This is a genomic window from Candidatus Tumulicola sp., assembly GCA_035601835.1.
In the GTDB taxonomy this organism is placed as follows: domain Bacteria; phylum Vulcanimicrobiota; class Vulcanimicrobiia; order Eremiobacterales; family Eremiobacteraceae; genus DATNNM01.
Genome location: DATNNM010000011.1, coordinates 524367 through 548840, shown reverse-complemented (window position 1 = coordinate 548840; position 24474 = coordinate 524367). Strand labels below are relative to the sequence as shown.

24 protein-coding genes are annotated in these 24474 nt (G+C 63.5%); 13 read left to right on the top strand and 11 right to left on the bottom strand.

Annotated features, from left to right (window positions below; all coding sequences use genetic code 11):
• The first annotated feature begins 32 nt into the window (after positions 1–32).
• From VN934_07460 to VN934_07420, 9 genes are all read left to right on the top strand, one after another.
• Positions 33–935 carry a methylglyoxal synthase gene (locus VN934_07460; GenBank protein HXM18637.1) on the top strand — a complete coding sequence of 301 codons (903 nt, stop codon included), beginning with the start codon at positions 33–35 and terminating at the stop codon, positions 933–935.
• A gap of 97 nt (positions 936–1032) precedes the next feature.
• The gene (locus tag VN934_07455) at positions 1033–2214 is read left to right on the top strand and encodes a hypothetical protein (GenBank protein ID HXM18636.1); all 1182 of its coding nucleotides are present in this window, start codon (positions 1033–1035) and stop codon (positions 2212–2214) included.
• Between the two features lie 124 nt (positions 2215–2338).
• Positions 2339–3016 carry a stalk domain-containing protein gene (locus tag VN934_07450; protein ID HXM18635.1) on the top strand — a complete coding sequence of 226 codons (678 nt, stop codon included), beginning with the start codon at positions 2339–2341 and terminating at the stop codon, positions 3014–3016.
• A 91-nt stretch (positions 3017–3107) separates the two neighbouring features.
• On the top strand, positions 3108–3677 hold the full coding sequence (locus VN934_07445; GenBank protein ID HXM18634.1) for a MarR family transcriptional regulator: 570 nt from the start codon (positions 3108–3110) through the stop codon (positions 3675–3677).
• 4 nt (positions 3678–3681) lie between these two features.
• Entirely contained in the window at positions 3682–4926 is a 1245-nt protein-coding gene (locus tag VN934_07440) for an HlyD family secretion protein (GenBank protein ID HXM18633.1), read from the top strand.
• Between the two features lie 11 nt (positions 4927–4937).
• Positions 4938–6515, top strand: a complete 1578-nt coding sequence (locus VN934_07435; protein HXM18632.1) for a DHA2 family efflux MFS transporter permease subunit — start codon at positions 4938–4940, stop codon at positions 6513–6515.
• Positions 6516–6522: 7 nt separating this feature from the next.
• Positions 6523–7356, top strand: coding sequence for an MBL fold metallo-hydrolase (locus VN934_07430; protein ID HXM18631.1), 834 nt, complete (start codon positions 6523–6525; stop codon positions 7354–7356).
• An 81-nt stretch (positions 7357–7437) separates the two neighbouring features.
• Positions 7438–8304: a hypothetical protein gene (locus tag VN934_07425; GenBank protein ID HXM18630.1), complete on the top strand. Its 867-nt coding sequence runs from the start codon at positions 7438–7440 to the stop codon at positions 8302–8304.
• 33 nt (positions 8305–8337) lie between these two features.
• Positions 8338–10074: an electron transfer flavoprotein-ubiquinone oxidoreductase gene (locus tag VN934_07420; GenBank protein ID HXM18629.1), complete on the top strand. Its 1737-nt coding sequence runs from the start codon at positions 8338–8340 to the stop codon at positions 10072–10074.
• A gap of 175 nt (positions 10075–10249) precedes the next feature.
• On the opposite strand, the gene VN934_07415 is transcribed toward VN934_07420, so the two are convergent.
• From VN934_07415 to VN934_07390, 6 genes are all read right to left on the bottom strand, one after another.
• On the bottom strand, positions 10250–11368 hold the full coding sequence (locus tag VN934_07415; GenBank protein ID HXM18628.1) for a glycoside hydrolase family 125 protein: 1119 nt from the start codon (positions 11366–11368) through the stop codon (positions 10250–10252).
• 93 nt (positions 11369–11461) lie between these two features.
• On the bottom strand, positions 11462–11911 hold the full coding sequence (locus tag VN934_07410) for a hypothetical protein (protein HXM18627.1): 450 nt from the start codon (positions 11909–11911) through the stop codon (positions 11462–11464).
• 134 nt (positions 11912–12045) lie between these two features.
• Positions 12046–12813 carry a phosphodiesterase gene (locus tag VN934_07405; protein ID HXM18626.1) on the bottom strand — a complete coding sequence of 256 codons (768 nt, stop codon included), beginning with the start codon at positions 12811–12813 and terminating at the stop codon, positions 12046–12048.
• Positions 12810–14222, bottom strand: coding sequence for a (Fe-S)-binding protein (locus VN934_07400; GenBank protein ID HXM18625.1), 1413 nt, complete (start codon positions 14220–14222; stop codon positions 12810–12812). Before VN934_07400 ends, VN934_07405 begins: the two co-directional genes overlap by 4 nt.
• The gene (locus tag VN934_07395) at positions 14206–15414 is read right to left on the bottom strand and encodes an FAD-binding oxidoreductase (GenBank protein ID HXM18624.1); all 1209 of its coding nucleotides are present in this window, start codon (positions 15412–15414) and stop codon (positions 14206–14208) included. The genes VN934_07400 and VN934_07395 overlap by 17 nt, the downstream gene beginning before the upstream one ends.
• Positions 15405–16868 carry an FAD-linked oxidase C-terminal domain-containing protein gene (locus VN934_07390; GenBank protein ID HXM18623.1) on the bottom strand — a complete coding sequence of 488 codons (1464 nt, stop codon included), beginning with the start codon at positions 16866–16868 and terminating at the stop codon, positions 15405–15407. Before VN934_07390 ends, VN934_07395 begins: the two co-directional genes overlap by 10 nt.
• Positions 16869–16975: 107 nt before the next feature.
• Between VN934_07390 and VN934_07385 the strand changes: the two genes are divergently transcribed.
• The 3 genes from VN934_07385 to VN934_07375 all read left to right on the top strand — a co-directional run bounded on the left by VN934_07385 (position 16976) and on the right by VN934_07375 (position 19003).
• Positions 16976–17371, top strand: a complete 396-nt coding sequence (locus tag VN934_07385) for a hypothetical protein (protein HXM18622.1) — start codon at positions 16976–16978, stop codon at positions 17369–17371.
• Positions 17372–17462: 91 nt separating this feature from the next.
• On the top strand, positions 17463–18533 hold the full coding sequence (gene hflX, locus VN934_07380; GenBank protein HXM18621.1) for a GTPase HflX: 1071 nt from the start codon (positions 17463–17465) through the stop codon (positions 18531–18533).
• Positions 18530–19003, top strand: a complete 474-nt coding sequence (locus VN934_07375) for a GNAT family N-acetyltransferase (protein ID HXM18620.1) — start codon at positions 18530–18532, stop codon at positions 19001–19003. The genes hflX and VN934_07375 overlap by 4 nt, the downstream gene beginning before the upstream one ends.
• On the opposite strand, the gene VN934_07370 is transcribed toward VN934_07375, so the two are convergent.
• Both VN934_07370 and VN934_07365 read right to left on the bottom strand, forming a co-directional pair.
• Positions 18966–19511 (bottom strand): methylated-DNA--[protein]-cysteine S-methyltransferase, encoded by a 546-nt coding sequence (locus tag VN934_07370; protein HXM18619.1) that lies wholly within the window; start codon positions 19509–19511, stop codon positions 18966–18968. The genes VN934_07375 and VN934_07370 overlap by 38 nt on opposite strands.
• A 9-nt stretch (positions 19512–19520) precedes the next feature.
• Positions 19521–20696, bottom strand: a complete 1176-nt coding sequence (locus tag VN934_07365; GenBank protein HXM18618.1) for a P1 family peptidase — start codon at positions 20694–20696, stop codon at positions 19521–19523.
• A 76-nt stretch (positions 20697–20772) separates the two neighbouring features.
• Between VN934_07365 and VN934_07360 the strand changes: the two genes are divergently transcribed.
• A complete protein-coding gene (locus VN934_07360) occupies positions 20773–21963 on the top strand; it encodes a SpoIID/LytB domain-containing protein (protein ID HXM18617.1) in 1191 nt (396 codons plus the stop codon).
• Between the two features lie 2 nt (positions 21964–21965).
• On the opposite strand, the gene VN934_07355 is transcribed toward VN934_07360, so the two are convergent.
• From VN934_07355 to VN934_07345, 3 genes are read right to left on the bottom strand one after another with little or no spacing between them, the layout of a single operon-like run.
• A complete protein-coding gene (locus VN934_07355) occupies positions 21966–22928 on the bottom strand; it encodes a hypothetical protein (GenBank protein ID HXM18616.1) in 963 nt (320 codons plus the stop codon).
• A gap of 14 nt (positions 22929–22942) precedes the next feature.
• Positions 22943–23653, bottom strand: a complete 711-nt coding sequence (locus VN934_07350; GenBank protein ID HXM18615.1) for an energy transducer TonB — start codon at positions 23651–23653, stop codon at positions 22943–22945.
• A 9-nt stretch (positions 23654–23662) separates the two neighbouring features.
• On the bottom strand, positions 23663–24415 hold the full coding sequence (locus VN934_07345) for an energy transducer TonB (protein HXM18614.1): 753 nt from the start codon (positions 24413–24415) through the stop codon (positions 23663–23665).
• Between the last annotated feature and the right edge of the window lie 59 nt (positions 24416–24474).

The window sequence follows — 24474 nt, the reverse complement described above, 5'->3', positions numbered from 1 at the left end:
TACCTTAGGCCCCGCGTGGTAGAATGGCGGCCATGGCGCTTGCTTTCACCAGGGACGAACCCGAACGGCTCAGTGTCGCCCTTATCGCCCACGACGCCCGCAAAGACGAGATGGCGGAGTGGGCGGCGTTCAACGCCGACACGCTTTCGAATTGCGATATCTACGCCACCGCGACGACCGCAAGTTCGGTGGCACGCAAACTCGACTTGCGCATCAACACGCTGTTGTCGGGCCCGCTCGGCGGCGACGCGCAAGTAGGCGCGCTGATCTCCGAGGGGCGGATCCACGTCGTCTTCTTCTTCTGGGATCCGCTCACGCCGCAACCGCATGACGTCGACGTCAAGATGCTGCTGCGCCTCGCCGTGCTGCACGACGTGCCCATCGCATGCAACCGCAGTTCCGCCGATCTGCTGATCTCCTCGCCGCTCTTCACGGATCTCGGCTATCACTTCCGCGAGCAGGGCGAGCATGTGGGGGAGCGGATCAGCGTGTGGGTCAGGCTTATCCGATCCGATGATCTGGCGCGTTGCCGCTATGTGTTCGAACACACCACGAGTGAAGACCGGTATTGCCGTTTCTTCCAATTCAAAGAAGATCTGGACGATGCGCAGCTGCGCCAGTTCGTCGAGCTCGGCGACAACGTCGTCGGCTTGCTGGCCGAGCGCGGCGACGAGCCGGTCGGCATGGCGCACGCGTGGATCGACGGGCGCGATTCGGCTGAGCTTGGAATCATCGTCTCGCGAGACGCGCGCCGGCAAGGCGTCGGCCGGCGGCTCGTCGAGCGGCTGGCGACTGAACTGCGCGCTCGCGGGGTCAAGGAGCTCTTCGCATACACGCTTGCCGAGAACGTCTCGTTCGCCGCGCTGGCGCGGTCCTTAGGCCTCACGCGCACCGGCGTCGAAGCGGGCGTCGCGACGTACCGCCGCAGCCTGTAGGCAAACGTACGCGTGTGCGGGCGGTAGAGAATATGAGCGGAGCATTATAATCGCTGGTTCGGAGGAACTCTAAAGCAAGCGCCGGAGTTACCGCATCATGAGACGCTCTCTTGTGACAGCTGTGCTTCTTCCGTTATTCGCGGCCGCGTTGCTTGCGGTCGCCTCTTTCGTGCAGGCGTCTGCGGGGCCCGTTGGTGGCGGCACGCCGCACGTGATCGGTCATCCGGGTCCCCCAACCTTGGTCGCCGCACCGAGCGGGCTCGTGGTGGTCATAGATACCGCCGAGCTGAAGGATCCATCATGGCTGAAGGCCTTGAATAATCCCTCCATAAGCGGCGTCGCGCTTCAGATCCATTGGAGCGACATCGAGGCGACCCAAGGAAAACCGGATTGGTCGAATCTGGATGCGCTGTTCGCTGCGGCCGCTGCATCAAAAAAATGGGTGCACCTCCTCATTTTCCCCGGATTCTTTGCTCCTACGTGGGCTTTGGCAGGCGCGAAGACCGAACCGTTCGCAATCCAATATGGCCCCGGCAAAGGCACCGTTTTGCCGCTTCCGATGCCGTGGGACCCAACGTATCTTGCCAATTGGCTGGCGTTCGTGAAGCAGGTGGGCGACAGGTACGGATCGTCGCCCGCTCTGAGACTGGTCGCAGCTGACGGACCGACATCGGTCTCTGCAGAGTTCACGCTGCCGAATTCGCCGAAGGATCTTAAGACGTGGGGAAATGACGGTTATACGCCGTCCAAGTATATCGGGGCATGGCAGAATATCTTCAAAGCTTATGCCGCCGACTTCCCTAGTCAGTACATCTCGCTGTCTGAGGGGTCTGGTCTGAATATCAATGACCAGAGCAAAGTCGATGCTGGCGAGGGGTTGCGCACCAAACAGGCGATTGTCGACTCGGCAAATGATCTGTTGGGACGCCGATTTGCGCTTCAGTCAAGCAACGTCCATGCGGGCCCCGGTCCTCACAGCCCCAATTCAGAAAAAGAAGATCAGTTTGTGATCGGTTATAGCGGGCGCATTATCACAGGCCTTCAACTGCGTACCTCAGCCGAAAACAGCAGCGCCGTGATGGGCGCTAAGGGCAATCCGCCCCTGGCTTTGAGCAAGTCGATCAACCTCGCGATGGAGACGAACAAAGCCGGTCAACACGTCAATTATCTGGAGATCTACGAGCCTGACGTACTGGCAGACGAAATGCAGTCCGTGCTGCGCGATGCGGCGTCGCTGTTCACAAAACACGGACCATTTGTTCCACGGGTTCTCCACTAAAGGCCGAGCGTAGTTGAGACTCCCTCCTTTTGGGTATGACCTAATTAGGAAGGGGTATCTTATGCGAATCCTTCGTGCTCTTACGATTGTTTTGTCGCTCTCGTTCCTTAGTCCAAGCGTGAGCATGTTTCCATCGGCGCAAGCCCTTGCGGACAACGTACGCATCATCGTGAACGGCCAAGAGGCATCGTTCGACCAGCCGCCCATCGTGAGGAGCGGACGCGTTTTTGTGCCGCTGCGCGGCGTCTTCGAGCGTCTTGGCGCGACCGTCGTCTACGACAACGGTTTGATCAACGCGACCGGCAACCACCGCAACATCCAACTGCACATCGGCTCGACGGCGGCGACCATCAACGGCCAGGCGACCTCTTTGGACGTCGCGCCGTTCTTGGTGGGTGCGCGCACGTTGGTGCCGCTGCGCTTCATCTCGGAATCGTTGGGAGCGAACGTCAACTACGACGGCAACTCCCGGACGGTGAGCGTGGCCATGGCAGCCGCGGCGGCACCGCCGCCTCCGACGGCAACCGTCGTTTCTGTCGTCAACATCGTCGCGTCCAACTGGAAATTCACGCCCGATACGATCAGCGTTGCCGCCGGAAGACCGGTGACATTGCGATTGACCTCCACTTCGGGCGTGCACGGCATCCAATCGGACGAGCTCGGGATCCCGCAAACCGCGATCAGTCAGGACCAATTCGCGAGAGTGACGTTCACGCCGAAAGCCGGAACGTACGTCATTCATTGCTCGATTCAGTGCGGCTCCGGGCACAGAAACATGGCTCTCACGATTGTGGTGAGATAGGGCTAACGGAGGGGGGCGCACTCAAGGTGGCAGGGAGGAGCCTATACCATGAGGGCATAAATGGTTAGGCACTAAACTATCAAGGAGCCGTATGGACGAGACAACCACCGCTGCCACCGCGCCCGCTGACGAGACGACTGACGATCTACTCAAGCTCCGCTCGGGCATCATGCACTACTGCCAGTCCTGTTCCAGCGGCAACTTCGACAACGTCAACCTCATGATCACCCTGAAGCGAACCCTCAGCGAACTCAGCAATCTATTCGAGTCAACCTACGGCGACCTGAACCTCACGCCTGGCCGCCTGAACATCCTCATGGTGCTCGATGCGGTCGATTCGAACTCGCTGCCGCTGTCTGAGTTGGGCGACTACCTCGTGGTCACGCGCGCGAACATCACCGGCCTCATCGATGGCCTGGTCCGGGACGGAGTCGTGCAGCGCACGGATTATCCCGGCGACCGGCGCATGGTGCTGGCGGAGTTGACCAAGAAGGGCAAAGAGTTCATGGCATGGTTCGCGCCGCGCCACCACGGCATCACCAAGCAAATAGTCAGCTGCTTCAGCACGAAAGAAAAGCGCCAGCTCGTCGAACTGCTCGACAAACTGCGCGCGCACGTCGGCACGCTCAGCCTGCCGAAATTCGAACTGCCGAGCGCATAAGTCCGTGGCGCAACAGACTCCTGCCGGCAACGGAAGCCGTCGCAGGATCATCATCGCAATCGCCGCAGCGCTCGTCATCATCGGCTTGATCGTCGGCATACCGTATTTCATCTATGCATCGCGCCACGTTTCGACTGACGACGCGCAGATCAGCGGCGACATCACGAACATCAGTCCTAAGGTGAAGGGCCAGGTCAAGGCGGTCTACGTCGAGGACGACCGTTTCGTCCACAAGGGCGACAAGTTGGTCCTGCTGGACGATCGCGACCTCAAAGGCGCCGTGGAACAAGCCGCGGCCGCGTACGCGCAGGCAGTCGCCAACGGGCGTGCCGCCACGATCGGCGTACCGCAGCAAGCGGCGTTGACGGCGGCGCAGACGGCGCAAGCGAGTGCGGGCATCGGCCAGGCGCAAGGCGGGCTGCAGAACGCGCAGGCGAAGTACACCTCGACTCAAGCCGCGGTCGCCGCCGCAAAGTCTCAACTCGATGCGGCGCAGGCCGCGCTCACAAAGGCCGCCTCGGATGAGCAACGCGCGCGCACGCTGGTGGCTCAGGGGGCCATTGCGCAGTCGCAATGGGATGCGGCCAAGGCCGCGTACGACGCCGCCCGCGCCGCGCGGGATGCCGCCGCGCAGGGCGTGCGCGAAGCGCAGGCCGCAGTCGCGCAGGCGCAAGCCGGCATCGGGCAGGCCCAAAACCAAATCGCGGCCGGGAGTGCCCAACTTGCGCAAGCGGAGACCGGCTTCCAGACCACCCAGATCAAGTCGGCGCAGGCGGCGACGGGCGCCGCGCAGGTCAGGGCCGCCAAGGCGGCGCTCGATCTCGCCCGGCTGCAACTCTCGTACGCGACCATCTTGGCCCCGATCGACGGTGTGGTGAGCAAGAAGTCGGTCAATGTCGGCGATTCCGTGGCCGTCGGCCAGCCGCTCATGGCGGTCGCCGATCCCCACGCGTTATGGATCACGGCCAACCTCAAGGAGACGCAGCTGACCAACGTGCGCGTGGGCCAGCCGGTCGACATCAAGGTGGACGCCTATCCGAAACTTAGGCTCACCGGCAAGGTCCAGAACATCGCGCCGGCCACCGGCGCCACGTTCTCGCTCATCCCGCCCGACAACGCGAGCGGCAACTTCACCAAGGTCGTGCAGCGCGTTCCGGTGCGCATCACCGTGGACCAAGATCCAAACGCCGACCAAGCCTTGCGACAGGGGCTTTCGGTCGAAGTCACGATCGACACAAGCAACCACTAGTCCGGCAGAGCATGCAATCCTATTCCAAGGTGATCACCGGGAACAAATGGCTCATCGCCATCCCGGTGATGCTCGCGGCGCTGACCGCGGTGCTGGATGCCAGCATCGTCAACGTCGCCATTCCGAACATGCAGTCAAGCTTTGGGGCAGGCGTAGACGAGATCGATTGGGTGATCACCGGGTATCTCATCAGCAACGTCATCATCATCCCGACGACCGGCTGGCTCTCCAGCGTCATCGGACTGAAGCGCTATTTCGCGATCAGCCAGTTCGTGTTCATGGTGGCTTCGCTGCTGTGCGGTCTGTCGTGGAACTTGCCTTCGCTCATCTTCTTCCGCGTGCTGCAGGGCATCGGCGGCGGAGCCATCCTGCCGGTGTCGCTCACCATCCTGCTCGAGGCGTTCCCGCCCTCGGAATTCGCGATGGCATCGGCGCTGTACGGCGTGGGCGCGACGATCGGACCCGCCATCGGCCCCACGCTCGGCGGCTGGCTCACCGACACCCTGTCGTGGCCGTGGATATTCTTCGTCAACGTGCCGCTGGTCACGCTCTCGATCATCTTGAGCCAAACGCTCATCGGCGAGAACCGCGAAGCTCTCGCGCAGCGCGCTTCTCGGCCGATCGACATTTGGGGCTTGCTCGCGGTGGGGACGTGGCTGGCCACCCTGCAGATCGTGCTCCAGGAGGGCGAGAAAAACGGCTGGTTCGAGTCGTCGTTCATCATCGGGATGAGCGCCCTTTCCCTCGCTGCCTTCATCGCCTTTCTCGTCATCGAGCTGCGCGTCGAGCACCCGCTCATCAATATTCGGATCTTCGCCAACCGCAATTTCACGCTCGGCTCGGTCGCCGGCGCGATGCTGGGCGCGGCGCTTTTCGGCATGCTGTTCATCACGCCGCTGTTCGCCGGCAATCTGCTGCACTACACCGCGTTGCAGATCGGGCTGTTGCTCTTCCCCGCGGCCCTGGTCAGTCTCGTGCTGTTCCCCGTGGTGGGCCAGCTGTCGTCCTTCATCGACGGGCGGTTTTTGATGTTCTTCGGACTCGGGCTTTTCGCTGCGGCGCTCTACTTCCAAAGCCTCGCCGATCTGCAAACCTCGTGGTCAACGCTGATGTGGATCCAGATCCTGCGCGGCGCTTCGCTGCCGTTCATGTTCACCTCCATCGGCGCGCTGTCGCTGACCGCACTCGCGCCGAGGGATCGTGCCGACGGCTCGTCCTTGTTCAATCTCACGCGCACGCTTGGCGGTTCCTTCGGCATCGCGATCCTGGCGACGATGGTCGTCAATCGCGAGAAATTCCATTTCGAACGTTTCGGCGAGGCCCTGACGCAGTTCTCAAGCCAGACCAGCGAGCGGCTTGCCTCGTTCACCGCCGGCTTTATGGCGCATGGCTCTTCGGCCGCGCTGGCAGCGCAGCAGGCAAAGGCCTTACTCTCGTTGTTGCTGACGCAACAGGCGTTCGTCGGCGCGTTTGCCGACGTGTCGCTCGCCCTGGCGATATCGCTCATCGCGACGGCGGTTATTCTGCCGTTCTTCCAAATCTCGAAATTGCGCGGCTCCCAGGCGCCTGCCCCTGCCGCCGCCGAATGACCGCGGGGTGATCATCAAACTCGAACTTGAAGACACCTTCGGGGACATCATCCGCAAAGCGTCGCGCGGACGCGGCACAGAGGTCTCCGAACTCTCGGCGCGCACCGGCGTTGCCGCGGAACGGTTGGCGCAATTCATGCAGGACGCCGCCAAGCCCAGCGAAGACGAGGCGCGGGCTATCGGGCGCGCGCTCAAACTCGATGCGGGCAAGCTGGCGGACATCGCCCTCTCGCGCTGGCGCCCCGTCGAGCGCGAGCAAGGCCAGCACATCGGACATCAGATCAACACCCCGCACCCGAGCAACGGCTATTTCCTCATCCTCGAGCAGCAAAAAGTTGCGGCTTTCGTCGATCCCGGCGGGAATACGCGCAACATCATCGCGACGCTGCAGCGCTCTCCGGTCAAGCTCGACTACATCCTCGTCACGCACAAACATCCCGACCATATCGACGGGGTCCCCGAGATCCGTCGCGCGTTCCCATCGGCGCGCATCGCGGTCCACCGCCTTGACGCGCCGGCGCTCGGCGCGCTCTCGCGCGATGCCGTCTCGGTCAGCGACGGCGAAAGCTTGGCGTTCGGCGACGGTGAGATCCGCGTCGTGCACACGCCCGGTCACACGGATGGGTCCATCTGCTTCATCTACCGAGGATCCATCTTCACCGGCGACACGCTCTTCGCCGGATCCGTCGGCGGCTGTTTCGGCGATCGTTTCGGTTACGAAGATCTGCTGCACGGTGCGGCCACCAAGATCTTCACGCTGCCGGACGAGACCGTCGTCTTGCCGGGTCATGGCCCGCCCTCGACGATCGAAGAGGAACGCGAGCACAACCCGTTTTTCTGAGGCGGAGGCGCGGCAAGGCGGCTCACCGAATCACCTGCGCCTATGTCTTTTCGCCTACACATTTCACTGGGGGGCGCCTTCTTGGCCGCCCTCTTCGTGACCGCGGGCTGCAGCCAAAATGCCGGCTTCGGCGCGCCGCCGGTGCCCGCGTACCCGGCTGGCGCGCAGAGCCCTTCGGTCGCATCAGGACAAACCGGTTCGCCCGGTCCCTTGGCATCGGGTCTTCTGGGCGCTTCTCCGGGTCCTTTGTCGAGCGGGTCCGCGACCTTGGGCGTCGCGGGCGCGTCAGCGCGTTATGCGTACGACGGCTCAGACCCGGATCCGGCAAAGGCCACGCGCTTTGTGGAGCTCGCATTCGCACTGAGGAACGGCACGAACACTCCGGTCGTACTGACGAAGGTCACCGCCGTGCTGGATAAGGATGTCGTCGGCGAGGCTCCGCTCAAAATCACCGCCGGGGCGAACGCCACATCCGACGTCGCGCTGGTCGCGTTCAAACCCAAGAAAGATCTCGCCGCGGCCAAGCAGTTGAGCCTTGCGTTCACGGACGACAAGGGCAAAATCGTCGTGCAGACGAGCGTGGACCTCCCGCCCATCGATACGCCGTTCGTGCCGCTCGACGACAAGGACCCGAAGGGCAGCACGAGCATCGACGGCGTCGAGGTTTCTCGCATTGTGGTGGCCGAGGGAGGGCCGCACTACGAAGTGACATTTGCGCTGACGAACGCGGGCACCGCTAAAGTCAACATCGACGGCTTCGCGATGACGGTCCCGAAGGGCACGCCGCAAAAGATCCATATCGTTTTGGCGCTGCCGCCGCGGACCACGACCGGCTTCATCAGCGTGGTGATGTCGTACAAGGGCAAAGCTTTGCCCAATGGCGACTACACCGTCTCCGCGCAAGGCAACGGGGCGATGGTCGCAAAGTCCAGCGGGGCGCTTTTGTAGGCCTCACTCCCGCAGGGAGCCGGCGACAGGACAATGGCAGCACAACGAGATCTTCTCGAACTCGACGTCGTCTTCGTCGGCGCCGGCCCCGCCGGTCTTGCCGGCGCGATCCGCTTGGCACAGCTGTACCGCGAACACAACGCGGCCGTGAAAGCGGGCACGCGCAGCGGGCCTGAACTTTCCACCGACAATATCCTGGTCATCGACAAGGCCAAGAACATCGGCGACCATGGCATTTCCGGCGCGGTGATGGACCCGCGCAGCATGCGCGAACTCTTCGGCGATTTTCTGGCGGCAGGTTGCCCCGTCGAGGGCCCGGTCGCCACTGACGCTTTGTGGTTCATGAACCCAAAGGGCCACATGAAGGCGCCGATCATGCCGCCGATGCTGAACAACCACGGCAAGTACGTCGCTTCGTTGAACAAGATCGTGAAGTGGCTCGCCGAACAGGCCGAGGCGCTGGGCGTACAGGTCTTCGCTCAATTCCCAGGTCAGGAGCTGTTGTACGACGGCGAACGCGTCATCGGCGTGCGCATCGGCGACAAGGGCCTCGACAAGAACGGGCAGCCCAAGGCGAACTACGAACCGGGTCCAGACCTTATCGCGAAAGTGACGGTGCTGGGCGAAGGCCCGCGCGGCACGCTTGCGAAGCAGCTCGAGCATCGGTTGCCCCTCGGCGCGGGCAAAAATCCGCAAGTCTACGCGATCGGCATCAAGGAACTATGGCAGATGCCGAAGGGCTCGACGCCCGAGGGTCAAGTGATCCATACGCTTGGCTTCCCGCTCGACGACCAAACGTTCGGCGGCGGCTTCATCTACTCGATGGCGGATGACATCTGGGACGTCGGCTTCGTCGTCGGTCTCGACTACAAGAACCCGCTGCTCGAGCCGCACGCCGAGTTCCAGAAGTTCAAGGCGCATCCGAGCGTGGCCAAGCTGCTCGCCGGCGGCCAGATGATCCGGTACGGCGCCAAAGCGATCCCCGAGGGCGGCTGGTTCGCCATGCCCAGACCGTACGCAGATGGCGTGCTTTTGGTCGGGGATACCGCCGGCATGCTCAATCCGATGCGGCTCAAGGGCATCCACCTCGCGATGAAATCCGGCATGCTTTCCGCGGAGACGGCATACGAAGCGGTCGTCTCGGGCGACGCCTCCGCCGCGAAACTGGCGGGCCACGAGCAGCGCGTCAACCGGTCCTGGATCCGCAACGACCTCTATCCCGCCCGCAACTTCCATCAGGGTTTTGACGGCCTGCGCTTAGCCGGCATGATCAACGTGGCGCTGGGCATGGTGACGGGCGGCATGGGTTTCGGCGTCCGAAACCGACTGCCGGGCAAAGCCGGCCACGAGCGCATGGAAAAGCTGGTCGATTACTTCGGCCGGAACGTGCCGGGCTTCGAGCGGCCCAAGTACGACGGCAAGTTGACGTTCGGCAAACTCGACGACGTCTTCAAGAGCGGCACGACGCACGATGAGAACACGCCGAACCATCTGCATGTGGCGGATACGGACATCTGCGCCACGCGATGCGCGCACGAGTATGGCAATCCATGCCAGTATTTCTGCCCGGCCAACGTGTACGAGATGATCCCGGCCGCTGTCGGCGCGGCGCAGATCTCCAAAGAAGGCTTTGCGGATTCCGGCAAGCGGCTGCAGATCAACTTCGCCAATTGCGTGCATTGCAAGACGTGCGATATCATGGATCCGTATCAGATCATCGATTGGGTCCCGCCGGAAGGCGGCGGCGGCCCGGTCTACACCGGCCTGTAATTGGTCTAACTGACCCTGATCGTGGAGCGGGACCTTCAAGTCCCGATGACTCATCGTGTAGTGTGCGACCTCTAGATCGCGCGGAAAAAACTAACGGAACCTAAAAGGTCCCGTTGTTCTTCAGGGGTCAACCGGCTCCGAGCTTCGCTCGGAACGCTACATCAGGTGTGTGATGTCAGCGGAACGTCTGGACGAAAAGCGCGTTTACCCAGCCGAAATTATCGCGCGTGAACTTATGCGGGTCGTTCACGTCGAACGACTCGTGCAGAGCGCCATCGCCGATGCTGGAGCCCGCTAGTTCGCGCAACACCGTGCTGCGTTCGTGCTGGCCGCGCGCCGTGCGGTATTGGACCACGAGCGCCAGCGGCCATACGTAGCCGGGCGGCGTGTGCGAGCTGCCGATGCCGGACGCCACACGCCCCTCATAGTAGTATGGGTTGGCTCGACTCAGCACGAAGCGCCGCGTCGCCGCGTAGACGCCTGGGTCCGCATGGTAGCCGAGCAACGGTATCGAGAGCAGACTCGGTGTGTTGGCGTCATCCAAGAACACCGCATGACCGAGGCCATCGACCTCATACGCGTAGATGCGCCCGAACGTCGTCTTGAAAATAGCTCCACGCTCGATCGCATCCTCGGCGGCCGACGCGACCGCCTCCGCGCGTCGGGCATCTTCCTCATCGCGGTAGTTGTCGCGGAAAAGGCGCGCCATGACGCGCAGCGTCACGGTCGCGAACATATTCTCGGGCACGTTGAAATTGTAGGATTGCGGTTCGTCGCTTGGCCTGAACCCGCTCCAAATGAACCCGGTACCGCGGCCGATGTGATGTTCGTTATGACGATAATGCGAGTGCGCGTGATTTTGTTCGATCTCGAGTATGTTGAGCACGGCGCGCAGCTCGTACCACAGCGGCGGATCGAAGACGGAGCGATCGCCCGTGGCTCGCGCATACTTGGCGACCAGCATCACCGGGTAGCACAGCGAGTCAAGCTCGAACTTGCGCTCCCGCACCATGTAGTTGCTGTAGAACGAGTTGGCATAGGGGTCGAGGATGATGAGGCGCTCCTGTCGTGCGATCACCCCGCGCACGAGTCTTCGATTGTGGAGCACTGACAGCGCCTGAATGCTGGAATCCCGCAGGTACATCGCATTGATATCGCCGGTGCTGACGTACGTGGTATTGTCGCTCGTGACGAAAAAAAGCGCCGCGTTGAGATTCGCGGCGCGATGGTAGATGGACGCTACATTGAGCGGTTGAGCAGGGACTGCCACAACCGCCACCGTCAACACACCCATGAGGGCTGTTATCCAGTGCATCGAATAGAACACGTGTTTGGGGCTTGTGGACAAAAGTCCTACGTGGCTAGTCCCGGTGGCCGGACCGGCTTTTTAGACCCCCAGCCAGCGCACGATGGCCACTTGCTCATCGTCCACGATGATGCTCACGACTCCGGAAGCGAAGCGCACTTTTGTCGGGCCGTCCGGATTAAGGCGGACGTACAACATCGAGCGCTCGAGCCGGTCGCCTTGCCGGGATGTTTCGCGGATCGTCAGGGTATCGCCGTGTTCGACGCCCAGGTAGTCATACACGATGCTCTCGAGGAAAGGCTGGGAACTGCGCGCGCTCGACCCGTCGAACGGGTCGTGGTTCGCGCTATCGCGCTCTTGCTGCACCTTGACGTCGATGTGGACCTCGGCGAAGAGGCGATCGCCGATAGTGGCGCGATGCGCGCCCGCTTTCGGAAAGGCAAGCGTTGGTTCCCATTTGGTGGTGCCGCGGGTGTACGTGCTGGTCTCGTGCGGCCCGATCTCCGTCGTCCACCGTCTTGACCTGGGCAAAAAAAGAGCCCCCCTTGCGGTCTACAAACCCCTCGCAACCGCGTTTCTTTCTTCATCGGCAAATGGGCCCTCAAAGCCCAGCGGCCGGCGCAAAGGGCCGTGGCTACAAGGCCCATGGCTACTAGTTTGCCTTCTTAAGAAACGCGCAGGATCGACGTCGAGAAACTGGCGCCGTTGAGGTTCACAAGACGCGCGCCGGGCGGAAGTCCATCCGAGCAAAAGCTCGCGGCGCCCGGTTTGAACTGGAAAAAGGTCGACGGCGCGCTCATGTACGCGGTCGGGCCACGCTTGGTCGCGCATTCCTGATGGACGTGGCCGTACAGCACGGCGTGCACTTGGGGCGCGGCGTCCAAGATCTCGAGCAATTCCCGCGCGTCGCTGATCGTCATCGTGTCCAGCCACTGCGAACCGATCGGCAACGGGTTATGATGCACGACGACCATGGTCGCGGCTTTCGGCTCTCGAGCCAACGTGTCGCGAAGCCAGGCGAGTTGATCGTCGCCGAGCGTTCCCTGATCTTTGCCCGCGACCGAGCTGTCCAACAAGACGAAGCGCCAACCGCCGGACTGCATCACCTGCGTCAGTTTCTCGCCGGCACCGAGCGTGCGCCGCGAGAAGAGCTTAGCCATGAGCGACGGATCGTCGTGGTTGCCCGGCGCGTAGTAGACCGGCGCGTTCAACGGCCGCAGTTTTTCCGCAAGGCGACGATACGAAGTCTCGCTGCCATCCCCGGAGCAGTCTCCGGTCACGAGCGCGAACGCGGGCGGCGTCTCCATCGCCAGCAACGCCGCGACGACGCGATCCAATTCGCGATCCGGCGAAACGCCCCACAACGTTTGCGTCGCGTCGGCGAACAGATGCGTGTCGGAGAGCTGTACGAAGTACGGTTTGTGCGCGTTCATTTCGACCGTAATAGGCTGCGCACTAAGAGCGCGGCCACCCCAACGGCTGCGATTGCGCCGAGCGTGACGTGCAATCCTCCGGATGACGGCCTACGCGCGCCGTCCGTCGCGTCAGGAGTGACGCCGGCCACTCCATATGACTCGTCAAGCAGCTGCGCGATATGCTGAACGCGCAGGCCTCCGATGCGTGCGGCTTCGGCCTCGAGCTGCATCTGGCAGCCGGGATTCGTGGTGACGATGCGCTCGGCTCCAACGGATGCGGCTGCGGCTAGCTTGCGTTCGCCTAGCAGCGCGGCGAATGCCGGATGCGTGATGTTGTAGACGCCGGCGCTGCCGCAGCATCGATCGGATTCGGGCATCTCGATCCGCTCGACACCGGGGATCGCGTCGATGAGCGTTCGCGGCTCCCGCGTGATGCGCTGCGCGTGCGCGAGGTGGCAGGCATCCTGATAGGTCACGCGCGCGCGAACGCCTTCCATATCCTCGCAGTTGAGCGGCTCGGAAGCCAGAAGCTCGCTGAAATCGCGCACCCTCTCGGAGAACGTCTGGGCTCGGTGCGCCCACGAAGGGTCGTCTTTGAGCAGGTGGCCGTACTCTTTGAGCTGCGCGCCGCAACCCGCGGCGTTGACGACGATGAATTGCGCCGAGGAGCGCTCGAATGCGGCGATGGTCTTCCGGGCGAGCTCGCGTGCGCGATCCTTAAAGCCCGCATGCACGTGCAGCGCGCCGCAGCATCCCTGATCACGCGTCGCCTCGACCGCCCAGCCGTTGACGTTGAGGACTCGCACCGTGGCCTTGTGGACGTTTGCGAAGGCGACGCTCATGACGCAGCCGCAAAACAGTGCGACCTTGCCTTTGGGCCTGCCGGCGCTGGGCAGCCAGGTCGAACCGTCGGCGTCGAACGGCGTATTTTCGATCGCAGGCATGAGCCGCTCGAGCCGCTCGATTCCTAGCACCTCGAGCAGGCCGCTGCGGCGCACGATTCGCTGGAAGCCGGTGATGCGATACCAGCGCGCGAGGATCGCCAGCAGACGGAGCGTCGATAGGTTGCCCAGGAGCACGTCATACGCCAATGCGCGCAATCTACCGGCGGGTGAACTTGCGTCGGCTTGCGTTATCTGCGCCCTCGCATCTTCTAAGAGCGCACCGAACGCCACGCCCGAAGGGCAGACGGGCTCGCAGTTGCGACACCCCAAGCATTCGAACATCTGGGCCCGAAACGTCGCATCGTCAACGCCCAGCCGTCCCTCGATGACTTCACCGATCAAACCGATGCGGCCGCGAGGCGATGACCGTTCGTCTTGCGTGAGCACGTACGTCGGGCAGGTGGGCAGACAGAAGCCGCACCGGATACACGTATTGACGATCGCGTCCGACGGCGCGTCGTGCGGACTAAAGCCGGCCAACATTCTTGCCGACGTTCAAGATCCCGTTCGGATCGAACTGGTTTTTGATGAGTCGCATCAGCGCAAGCCCCTGTGGTTCGGGACCGAACACCGGTAGTTCTCGGCGAACGTCTGGGGCCCCATGGCTCACCCGAACCAGCTCGGCGATCTGTGCGAGCGCTTCATAGAATCGGTTGAGGCGGGGTATGCCCACCTTCGGCCCGGCGCCCAGTTCGAGCACGCCGCAGCCCATGTCGGCGGTCCAGCTCATGACTAGGTCGTGCTCGACGCCGAGTTCCAAAGCCTGGCGCGTCAAACCCGCCATTGCCGCAATGGGCGCATTAACCCGAAACACCACCTCGGCTTCGCCTCGCGCGGCCGGCCCGATGCTGCCCCAATGAGAGGCCGAATCAGCGGTCCCGTGCAGCTCCTGCACTTCCGCAGCGCCCGCGGCCTGCAAGACCTTGAGCGCCTCCGCTCGCAAGCGAGCCGCGTCCTTGATATGCCCTTCGCAACCGACATGGACCTTTCCAGGTCCGGTGACGGCGACCGCGCTATAGGGCAACGCGCCTTGGACAAGCGATGCGGCTGCCTCGAGGGCGATGGACGGCGAGCGATATTCCGCGATCAGCAACGTGCGCTGCTTCGGCGCGCTCAGCAGTTTGAAATTCGCGTCCACGATGAGCCCCAGCGACCCGAGCGCGCCATGGTGAAGCTTGGTGAGATCGTAGCCGGACACGTTCTTGACGACCATGCCGCCGGACTTCACGAGCGTGCCGTCGGCGAGCACCACGCGCAGGCCGATGAGCAGGTCGCGCAAACTTCCGAAGCCATACCGGCGGGGCCCCGCGTGCCCTACGGCGATCGCTCCTCCGATGGTCGCGCGCTCTGGCTGTTCGACGTCCAGCGGCAGATGTTGACCTCGCGCCTCGAGCAGCGATGCCAGCGCCGCCACGCGCATGCCGGCTTGAACGGAAATCGTAAGATCGTCGGGTTCGTATTCGTTCACGGCGGACAACGCCGTCATGTCGACCGCGAGATCGATACGATCCACCGGATAGCCGACGTCGCTGTGCGTGCCCCCGCCGACCGGCGTCACGCGCAGTCGCATGGCATTGGCCTCGCGCAACGTCGAGCACAGCTCTTCGATCGAGGCGGGGCGCGTCACGCCGCTCGCGACGACGCCATCGATGTGGAGCGCCGGCGCTAGACCCACGCGCCCGCCTCCATAGCGGCGCGCGTGCCGCCCGCGGCCAGTTCGAGCAATTCGGCGCAGCGACGGCTTGACGGGAATATCTTATCAGGATTGAACAGCAGCGATGGATTGAAGCAGCCCTTGAGCTTTGCCATGGCAGCAAGATCGTCCGGCGAGAAGATGAGGTCGAGCGCGTTACGTTTCTCCAGGCCGATGCCGTGCTCGCCGGAGACGGTGCCGCCGAGATCCACGCAGGCTTTCAGAATCTCCGTGCCGGCCGTCATCACGCGACGGACTTCGTCTTGGTCGCGTCGGTCGAAACAGAGGCTCGGGTGCAGGTTGCCGTCGCCCGCGTGCAGCACGGTGGCGACCCTGATCTTGTGATGCGCGCAGATGGCGTCGACGCGGGTGACCGCCTGTGGGAACCGCGTGCGCGGCACGACGCAGTCTTGCACGTAGAAGTTGGGTGCGATCCGGCCCATCGCAGCCGCGGCGCCTTTGCGGCCGGCCCAGAGCCCATCGCGCTCCGCTTGGCTGCGCGCCTCGCGCACGGACAGCGCACCGTGCTCGTGGCACGTCCTGACGACGGCGGCAAGCCGCTCCTCGACGGCATCTTTTAGGCCGTCCATCTCGATGAGCAACACCGCGTCGGAGCCCACGGGGTAGCCGACGTGAAACGCCGCCTCCACCGCCTCCGTGGCACGCCGATCCATCATCTCCAGCGCCGCCGGCACGATGCCGTGGCCGATGATCGCCGACACCGTTTCCGAAGCCGCTGCGATGCTGTCAAACGCCGCCAACGCCACGCGTGCGGCTTCGGGCACCGGCGTCAGTCTCACCGTGATCTCCGTGACGATGCCGAGCGTGCCTTCCGAGCCGGTCATGATGGCGGTGAGATCAAAGCCCGGTTCGTCTGGAGCGATGCCGCTTTGGACGACGCCGCCATCCGGGAGCACGAACGTCATGCCGAGCACGTGGTTGGTCGTCGTGCCGTACTCGAGGCAATGCGGCCCGCCGGCATTGCACGCGACGTTGCCGCCGACGGTCGATATCTTTTGACTGGAAGGATCGGGAGCGTAGAAAAATCCGTAGGGGCGGGTCGCGCTCGAGAGGTCCAGGTTTATGACCCCGGGCTGCACGACCGCGAAGCGGTTCGGGCGATCGATGCGGAGGATGCGATTCATGCGCGTCAGCGCGACCGTGATGCCCCCGCGCGTGGGCAGAGAGCCGCCGACAAGCCCTGTGCCGGAGCCGCGCGGCACGATGGGCGCGCCGTGCTTGGCTGCCGCCTTCACGACCGCAACGACTTGGTCGGTGGTCCGCGGCAGCACCACGAAATCGGGCCATCCGGTGTGGCTAGGCAGCGCCGCTTCGTATGAATAGGCCGAGCGGCCGCCCGGATCGTCGACCAGCCCGTCCGGACCGCATGCCGCAAGAAGCTCGTCGCGCAGCGACATGCCCGGGTATTGTCGCAACGCACCTGCAGGTCCGTTTTATTGCCCGACGAAGCTCGGGTCCACGGACCAACCACGCCTGCCGCGCGCGCGTCCGAATCTTCTCTTCAGAGCGGGAGGAGGCGCCGGTGAGTAAACCCATCGAGCCTGAGCACGTCTTACTCGAGTTCTATACGGTTTGTTCGTTCCACCCAGAGGATGAGCCGGCCGCCCAGCCGATACCCCTGTTCGTGTTGGGGTTTCGCGAAGGAAGCGAGCCGGTTTTTGTTTGGCTTGTCGACAAGAATCGGTACGACGGCTCGCGGCTGACGAAAGACGCCTACTGGCAGCACGCGTTATCGAATCTGGAAGAATACTTCACCAAAAAACTGTCCAAATGCGTCGCCTCGGAGGGCAGCGTCCACGGCGGCGTCGAGCTTCTCATCTCGACCTATCAGAAACAATTGAGCTTCGCGGCGCTGACGCCGGTGGCGGACCATCCGCCCGGCTTGCGCAAAGCGCCCCCGACTCTCTCCGCCGTTTAGATAACTCACCTCGATGTAGTGTTCCGAGCGAGCGACGCGAGCTCGGATGACGTGGGCGGCTATATGGCCGCCCCCGTCGTATCGTTACCCAATGCTTCACGCGACCCAACCCGGCCCCCAGCGTGTGATCCTGGTCGGCGTCGACACCCGCGGCGATCGTTCACGCTTTGAGGTCGAAGTCGACGAACTCGAGGCGCTGGCACGGGCCGCCGGCACGCAAGTCGTGAGCCGGATGCTGCAGCGCCGCTCGGCCGTTGACCCGTCTACATTAATAGGGACGGGCAAGGCCGAGGAGCTTGCGGCGGCCGTGCGCGAGCAACACGCCGAGGGCGTCATCGTCTTGAACAGCTTGCGGCCTCGTCAGCGCGCCGCGCTGGAGAAGGTCATGGGCGGCGATGTCTTCGTGATGGACAGATCGGTCGTCATCCTCGACATCTTCGCGCGGCACGCCCGGACCGGCGAAGGCAAACTGCAGGTCGAGCTCGCGCAGCTGCGCCACCGCGCCGCGAATCTGATCGGCAGCCAGGACGCCCTCTCTCGTTTGGGCGGCGGCATCGGCACGCGCGGCCCGGGCGAGACCAAACTCGAGGTCGATCGGCGGCGCATCCGTTTGCGCATCTCGCTGCTCGAGGGTCAGGTGTTAGACGTGCGCAAGAGGCGCCGCGAGCAACGACGGAGTCGCGAAGGAACGCCGGTGATCGCGCTGGTCGGTTACACCAACGCGGGCAAGTCTTCACTGCTGAACGCATTGACCGGGGCACGTGTTTTCGTCGCGGATCAACCCTTTGCCACGCTCGATCCGACGCTGCGTAAGATCCGGCTCGACGATGATGCGAGCGCCATCGTGGCGGACACGGTCGGCTTCGTCAGCGACCTGCCAAAAGAGCTGGTCGCCGCGTTTCGGGCGACGCTGGAAGAGGTGACGAGCGCAACGCTCTTGGTGCATGTGATCGATTCCAGCAATCCGCATTGGATGCGCCAGCGCGAAGCGGTCGAGACGGTGCTTCGCGAACTCGGTGCCGGAGAAAAGCCGACGATCGTGGCTTGGAACAAGAGCGACATCGCGACCGCCACGCCAAGCGGTGGCGGGGTACGAGTCTCCGCCAAGACCGGAGCGGGCCTCGACGAACTCAAACGCGCGGTGTCGAGCGCTCTGACGTGAGCCCCAATACCGCGTTCGCGATCCGCGAGATCCGAGCGGACGAGATCGCCGGCACGTGCTGGTTGCGGCGCGAGATGACCCTCGAATTGGACGGAAGCGACCTCGACGTCAAGGACCGGAGTTGGCGCGATCGCTACGTCAAGTTCTTCGGAGGACTGATCGCCGATGGCGCAGGCACGTTGTTCGTGGCCGAAGTCGATGGCCTGATGGTCGGGCTGACGGCGGTCTACAAACCTGCCGACTACCGCAACCTTATCTATGGAAGGCAGTCTGCCATCATCTCTCACGTCTACGTGATTCCGGCTCGGCGCCGCAACGGTATCGCGAGCGCGCTGACTTCGCGAGCGGTGCAATGGGCCAAGGAGCGCGCTTGCGTCGTCGTGCGTTTGCGCAGCTCGACGATGGGCAGACCCGTGTATGAAGCCCTAGGCTTCAGCCCTTCCGACGAGATGGAACTGCGGCTGCCCTAGTGCCCGGCTTTTTGCGTTCGCGCGCGAGCAGTTCTTCCTTATACTGAGGCGGACCGCCGCGGCCGGGTCGTGTTGCGCGCCCATCCTTGTAGATAACGCGATGCCAGGGCACGAGAAACCATAGCGGGTTACGCGCGATGACGCTGGCGGCCGCTCGGACGGCGAGCGGGCGGCGGGCCTCGCGCGCAAGCCAGCTATACGGGCGCGTTTCTCCCCAGCGTATGCTGCGCGCGGCGAGCAGCACGTCGCGCTCGTAGTCTCTTGCCCACGAAAGGTCGATCGGCACATCGATATCGGGTGCGCCGCGGGCGAGGGCGTAAAGCGAGTCGCGAATCAATCGCGGCACCGGCGCCTCCTTGAGGCGCATGCGGATGCGCTTTTCGATCGCGAGCCGCAAGCCGCGGCGCTCGGGGTCGAGAAACGCGATGCCGGCATGCGTCCAAGCCACGCGCAGCCGCTGCCGGCCCGCCTGCACGACGCCGGTTGAGCAGGTGCCGCGGAAAGCCAAGGCCTCTAGCTATCTTCCGTAGCGGTGCATGATCTGCAGCAAGCGGTCGTGCGGCAGCGCCTTGACCGTGTGGCCATCGCGTCCGGTGATGGATTTCGCCGAAAGCAGCGCGTTGATAACCGCTTCTTCGGTCGCATCGGCCGTTGCGAGAAAGATCGGATTGATGTGCGCATGATCCATTGTGGTCACCTTGAAAGTGCGTTGGTCCGGATAATGCGGCACGACGTTCGCGGTCGAGAAAGCGATGACGAGGTCACCGCTTTGGTCCAACGCAGTGGTTCCCGTGCGCGCGAGCCCAAGAGCCGAGCGCTTCGCGACTCGCAGCAGTTGATCGTGCAAGAGCGGCGCGTCGGTCGCCACGATGACGATAATCGAGTGGGTTCGCTCCGGCAGCAACGAGACTTCGCTGCTCAATGCCTGACCGACCGGCACACCGTTGACGAGCAGGGCGCGGCGGCCTTCGCTGCCGTTGTTCGCGTTCACGAGCACGCCTACCGTGTAGCCGCCGTCCTTCGCGCTCAAGACGCGTGACGCCGTTCCGATGCCTCCCTTGAAACCGTACGAAGCCATGCCGGTGCCCGCGCCGATGCTCCCCTGCTCGACGGCGCCGCCGGCCGCTGTTTCAAGGGCGGTCACCGCATCGTCGGCCGTGTTGTGCCGGCCGCGCATATCATTGAGGTAACCGTCATCGCATTCAGCCACCACCGGCAGGGGCACGTCATCCTCGACGCCGACCTGCGGGTAGTGCTTCATCATCCAACTCACGACGCCGTCATCGACTCTTCCGACCGAGAGCGTATCGGTCAACAGGATCGGCACTTCAAGCCAGCCGGCTTCGTTGACCCATGTCGTGCCGGTCATCTCGCCGTTGCCGTTGATCGGCCACGCCGCCGCGAATACTTTCTTGTGCCAGACATCGACGCGCGGAATGATCGCGGTGACGCCGGTGCGTACCGGGCCCGTGCCGGGCACAAGCGCGCCGTCGCCCGCGATGTGCGTCACGTGACCGACGCGCACGCCGGCGACGTCGGTGATCGCATCCAACGGGCCGGGCGACAGCGTGCCGATGCGGATGCCAAGCGCCGGCGCCTTCGCATAGGGTCCATCGCTTTGGAAAGGAGCTGCAAGGGTGAGCGCCGGTGTGCCGGTGAGCATCAAAAACGCGATCGTGACTCGTACTATCATGGCTCGCGTTTTCGCCGCTTGCTTGGACGCTGCCTATATAGGAATGCTTCGTTCGGGCGCGCAACATACAACGCTCGTGTGGACTCGTCGCGAGTTCGTGGTGAGCGCGGGCGCGGCTTGGGCATTTGCGTCGCTTGTCGATCCGTCCGCAGCGAGCGCTGCCGGCGAAGTCGCAGGGCGCTCCATCCGAGTCAAACTCTTTTCCGGATCGTCGATCGCGCGGCTCGAGGTCAGCGGTCTCGTACCGCTTTCCATCGCGGTCGGCGCCGACCGGTTGTCCGCGGCCAACGCTGTCTTCGACGCTGTGGCCGCCACTCTCACGCTCGACGGCCGGCAAGCACCGATCAACGACCCCGTCGTATTGATCGCATCGCCTGCCCCATTCGCGGTGACGAGCTACACCGCGGGCGGCCAGCCATTGCTGCGGCGCTACAACGGCTCGCTGACGGTCGCCATGCAAGCCGGAGCGATCACTGTCATCAATTATGTCGACGTCGATTCATACGTCGCTTCGACGCTGGCGTCAGAAATCAGTCCGGGCTGGCATACGGAGTCCATCAGGGCGCAAGCGATCGCCGCACGGACGTATGCGATTCGCGCGGCCGCGCACGCTTCGGCGCGCGCGTACGACCTTACCGACGACACCTCGAGCCAAGTGTATCGCGGGCTCGACGGGATCGCTCCGACATTTTCCAGCGCCGTGGCGGCTACTTCGGGCCAAGTGCTGGTCGCCGGAGCTGCGCCGGCTGATGTTTTCTACAGTTCGGCTTGCGGCGGCCATACGGCCGGCAGCGTCGAGCTGACGGGCCGCGCAGGTCCGTCATACCTCAACGGCGTGGCGGACGACGACGCCGGCGGACGCGCGTATTGCTCCGCAGCACCGTACTTCGCCTGGAAGAACAGCATCGCGCGTGACGCGATGGCACGCGCGCTTGGGGTTCCCGCCGATCGGCTCGTGGGCGTGGACGTCTCAGAACGCTGGCCCGGCGGACGCGTGAAACGGCTGCGCGTTTCCCGGACTGATGCAGCGGACTCGGACTACGATGGCAGGCGCTTCTACGTCAACGTCGCCGAAGCGCTGGGCTATAAGGTGCTGCCGAGCAGCATGTTCGACATCGTTCGAGACGGTGAGGCGTTTGCGGTGACGGGGCATGGGCTCGGTCACGGCGTCGGGATGTGCCAGTGGGGCGCGCGCGGCCGCGCCGACGCAGGCATGCCGGCGGCGGCGATCCTGGCTGCGTATTTCCCAGGAACGCGGATAGCCTGACGTCACATAGACGCTCGACCGCTTGCGTCCTCCCACCATTCGAGCTTAGGCGACCAACGTCCAAACCAATAGACGAGCGATTGCCAGCGGCCGAACTCCGCAAACCTCTTGCGGATCTGCTTTTCGGTCGGACGCTTTCCGCGGAAGAGTTCTCGCTTGGCATATGCGTACGTGGCGCTGTCGACCGCGATGTGGTCGTAATGTCCGAGCAGATTCATGAGGAAATGAGCCGACGATTTGCCGATGCCTTTGAGTTTGACCAGGGTTTTGTAGAGCTGCTCGGCGTCCATCGTCTTCGCTTGTGCCTCGATCGTGTCGAAGTCGAGGGCGCCCGTCTTCTGCGCCGCTGCCAGTTCGATGATATACGGCGCGCGGTAGCCCGCGCGAACCACGTCGCGCAGATAGCGCTCGCCTGCGCGCGCCACGCGACCCGGCGAGGGCCAGGCCTTGAGCGTGGTATCAGCCGGGCACACTTCCCCGAGGTCCGCCAGCCGGTTGATCATCACGACCGCTTGCTTCCATAGCACGTTGGTGCCGAGCACGGTCTTGACGACATCCTCCCACAGCGACGATGCGCGCATGCTGCGGCCGGCGCCCCAGCGCAACGCGCCCTTCATCTCCGGCAGCTTGCGGCACAACGCGTAGAATGACTGCAGGTCCTCATCCAAGTGCAGCATGATCGTGACGCGGCGCGCCATCTCTTGAGCAACGCCGGGGTCGGTCGCGCCTTCACCCTTGACCTTGAAGAGCACGTCGCTGTAGCCGCGCTTCGTTGAACGCTGTTCGGAGATCTCGAGCAGCATGACGCGATGATCCATCAGTTGCTCGGCGCGCAAGAGCACGCCGCGCCGTTGATCCCAGCGGAACGGCAGCGTTTGATACCAGCCGTGCGACGTCACGGTCGAGAACAGCGTGAACGGCTTGCGCACCGGAATGCTGACCGAAGCTTGGTCGGAGGCGGGCATCGTTGCGGTAGCGCTCAAAACCGGTATGTCACGAAGTAGCTCAGGCGCACCGGCTTGCCGTCCAGCGTCGGCTCGGAAAATGTGCTCTCCCGAGCGGCCTTGAGCGCGGCGTTGTCCAGTGTGTAGTAACCCGACGATCGAAAGACGTTGACGCCTTCGACCTTGCCGCCCGGCCCGATTGTGATTTCGATGATCGCATCGCCCTGATGACCCGCTAAGACGTCGGTTTCGGAAACGTTTGGAGCGACTAGGTTAATGAAGGACGGATCGGTTATGACGTGCGCGATGACGTGTGGCTGACGCGTCTCCGCGGAATCGTCGAAGACGTTCTTCTCGACACCGGGATAGCGGAGAATGGCGACGTCTTGTGCTTGCGGGCATTGCGTGACCGTGGCGGTGGTCAGATCGATCACTTCCTTCACATTGACGGCGGTAAGGTCAGCGCTTGGCCACACGAACAGGACACTGGCGGTGGCTTTGCCCTCCACGCTTTCGCGAGGAGTGAGGAGCGGAACAAAAACTGCGGGGTCAGCGGCGTTGGCGTCGCCTCGAACGACGAGTCGGACCGCAGTCGGCGCAGCGATCGCCGAGGTCACGGCCACGCGGTAGCGAGAGAATCGCGCGCCATGGTCGAGTTGGACAAAGGTCCGGACGGCGACCGGACAGTCAGTCGATGAGGCGGGCGACGCTGCTGCCAGGGCCGCGACAACGGCGATTATGATCATGCTGTGCGCTCAGAGGGGAAGATTGAAGGAGTATTCTGTCTTGTACTTGCCGACCGCGGGTTTGCCTTGAACTTTGGTCTCCACGTAGGTGCTCGATCTGGCAGCCTCCAGCGCGGCGCCATCGAGGCCCGGATGTCCGCTGCTTCGGATCACGCTTGCTTCCAGCACCGTTCCGTCGTTACCCACGATGACTTGAACGAGCGCAGAGCCTTGAATCCCGTTGGCGTGTTCGCGCGCAGGGTAGTTCGCGATCATCATGTGCTCGAAAATGCCCGGATCGTTCGATTTCTCGATGACCGGCTTTGCTTCAGACAGCGCTTTGGCCGCAGGCGTGCTGTCATCGAAGTCCGCCGTCCCCGGTGGTCCGTCGATGCGGTGCTCTGCATCGGCGCACGGGGCCGACGTGCCGTCCTTGGAGCCCACCTGCTTGACCGAAATCCCACGCGCGTAACGAGCGGAGATCGCAAACGTCATCGTCCCCTTGAAAGCGCCACCTTCGCCTTTTGACAGCACCACATGCGGAGCATATATCTGCTTGGGGCCCGTATTGACCGAAGAAACCGCAAAGACCGCGGAACTCGGGCCGCCGCTATCGGCCCACAGGCTCACCTCATATCGGAAAAGGCCGCCGGACTTGCCGACGCCCGCGAGCACAAAGCTGGTCGGGACGAGCGCGCACTTCGCCGACGCCGGCACGCTCGACGTCGCAAGCCACCCAAGCGCGAAAACGAGGCACAAGATAGCCCGCAAAATCGCCTTCATGGAGAGTAAGATTCAGTTATCCGGCAGGGCGGCACCTGTACGCTGCGATGCCGACGGAG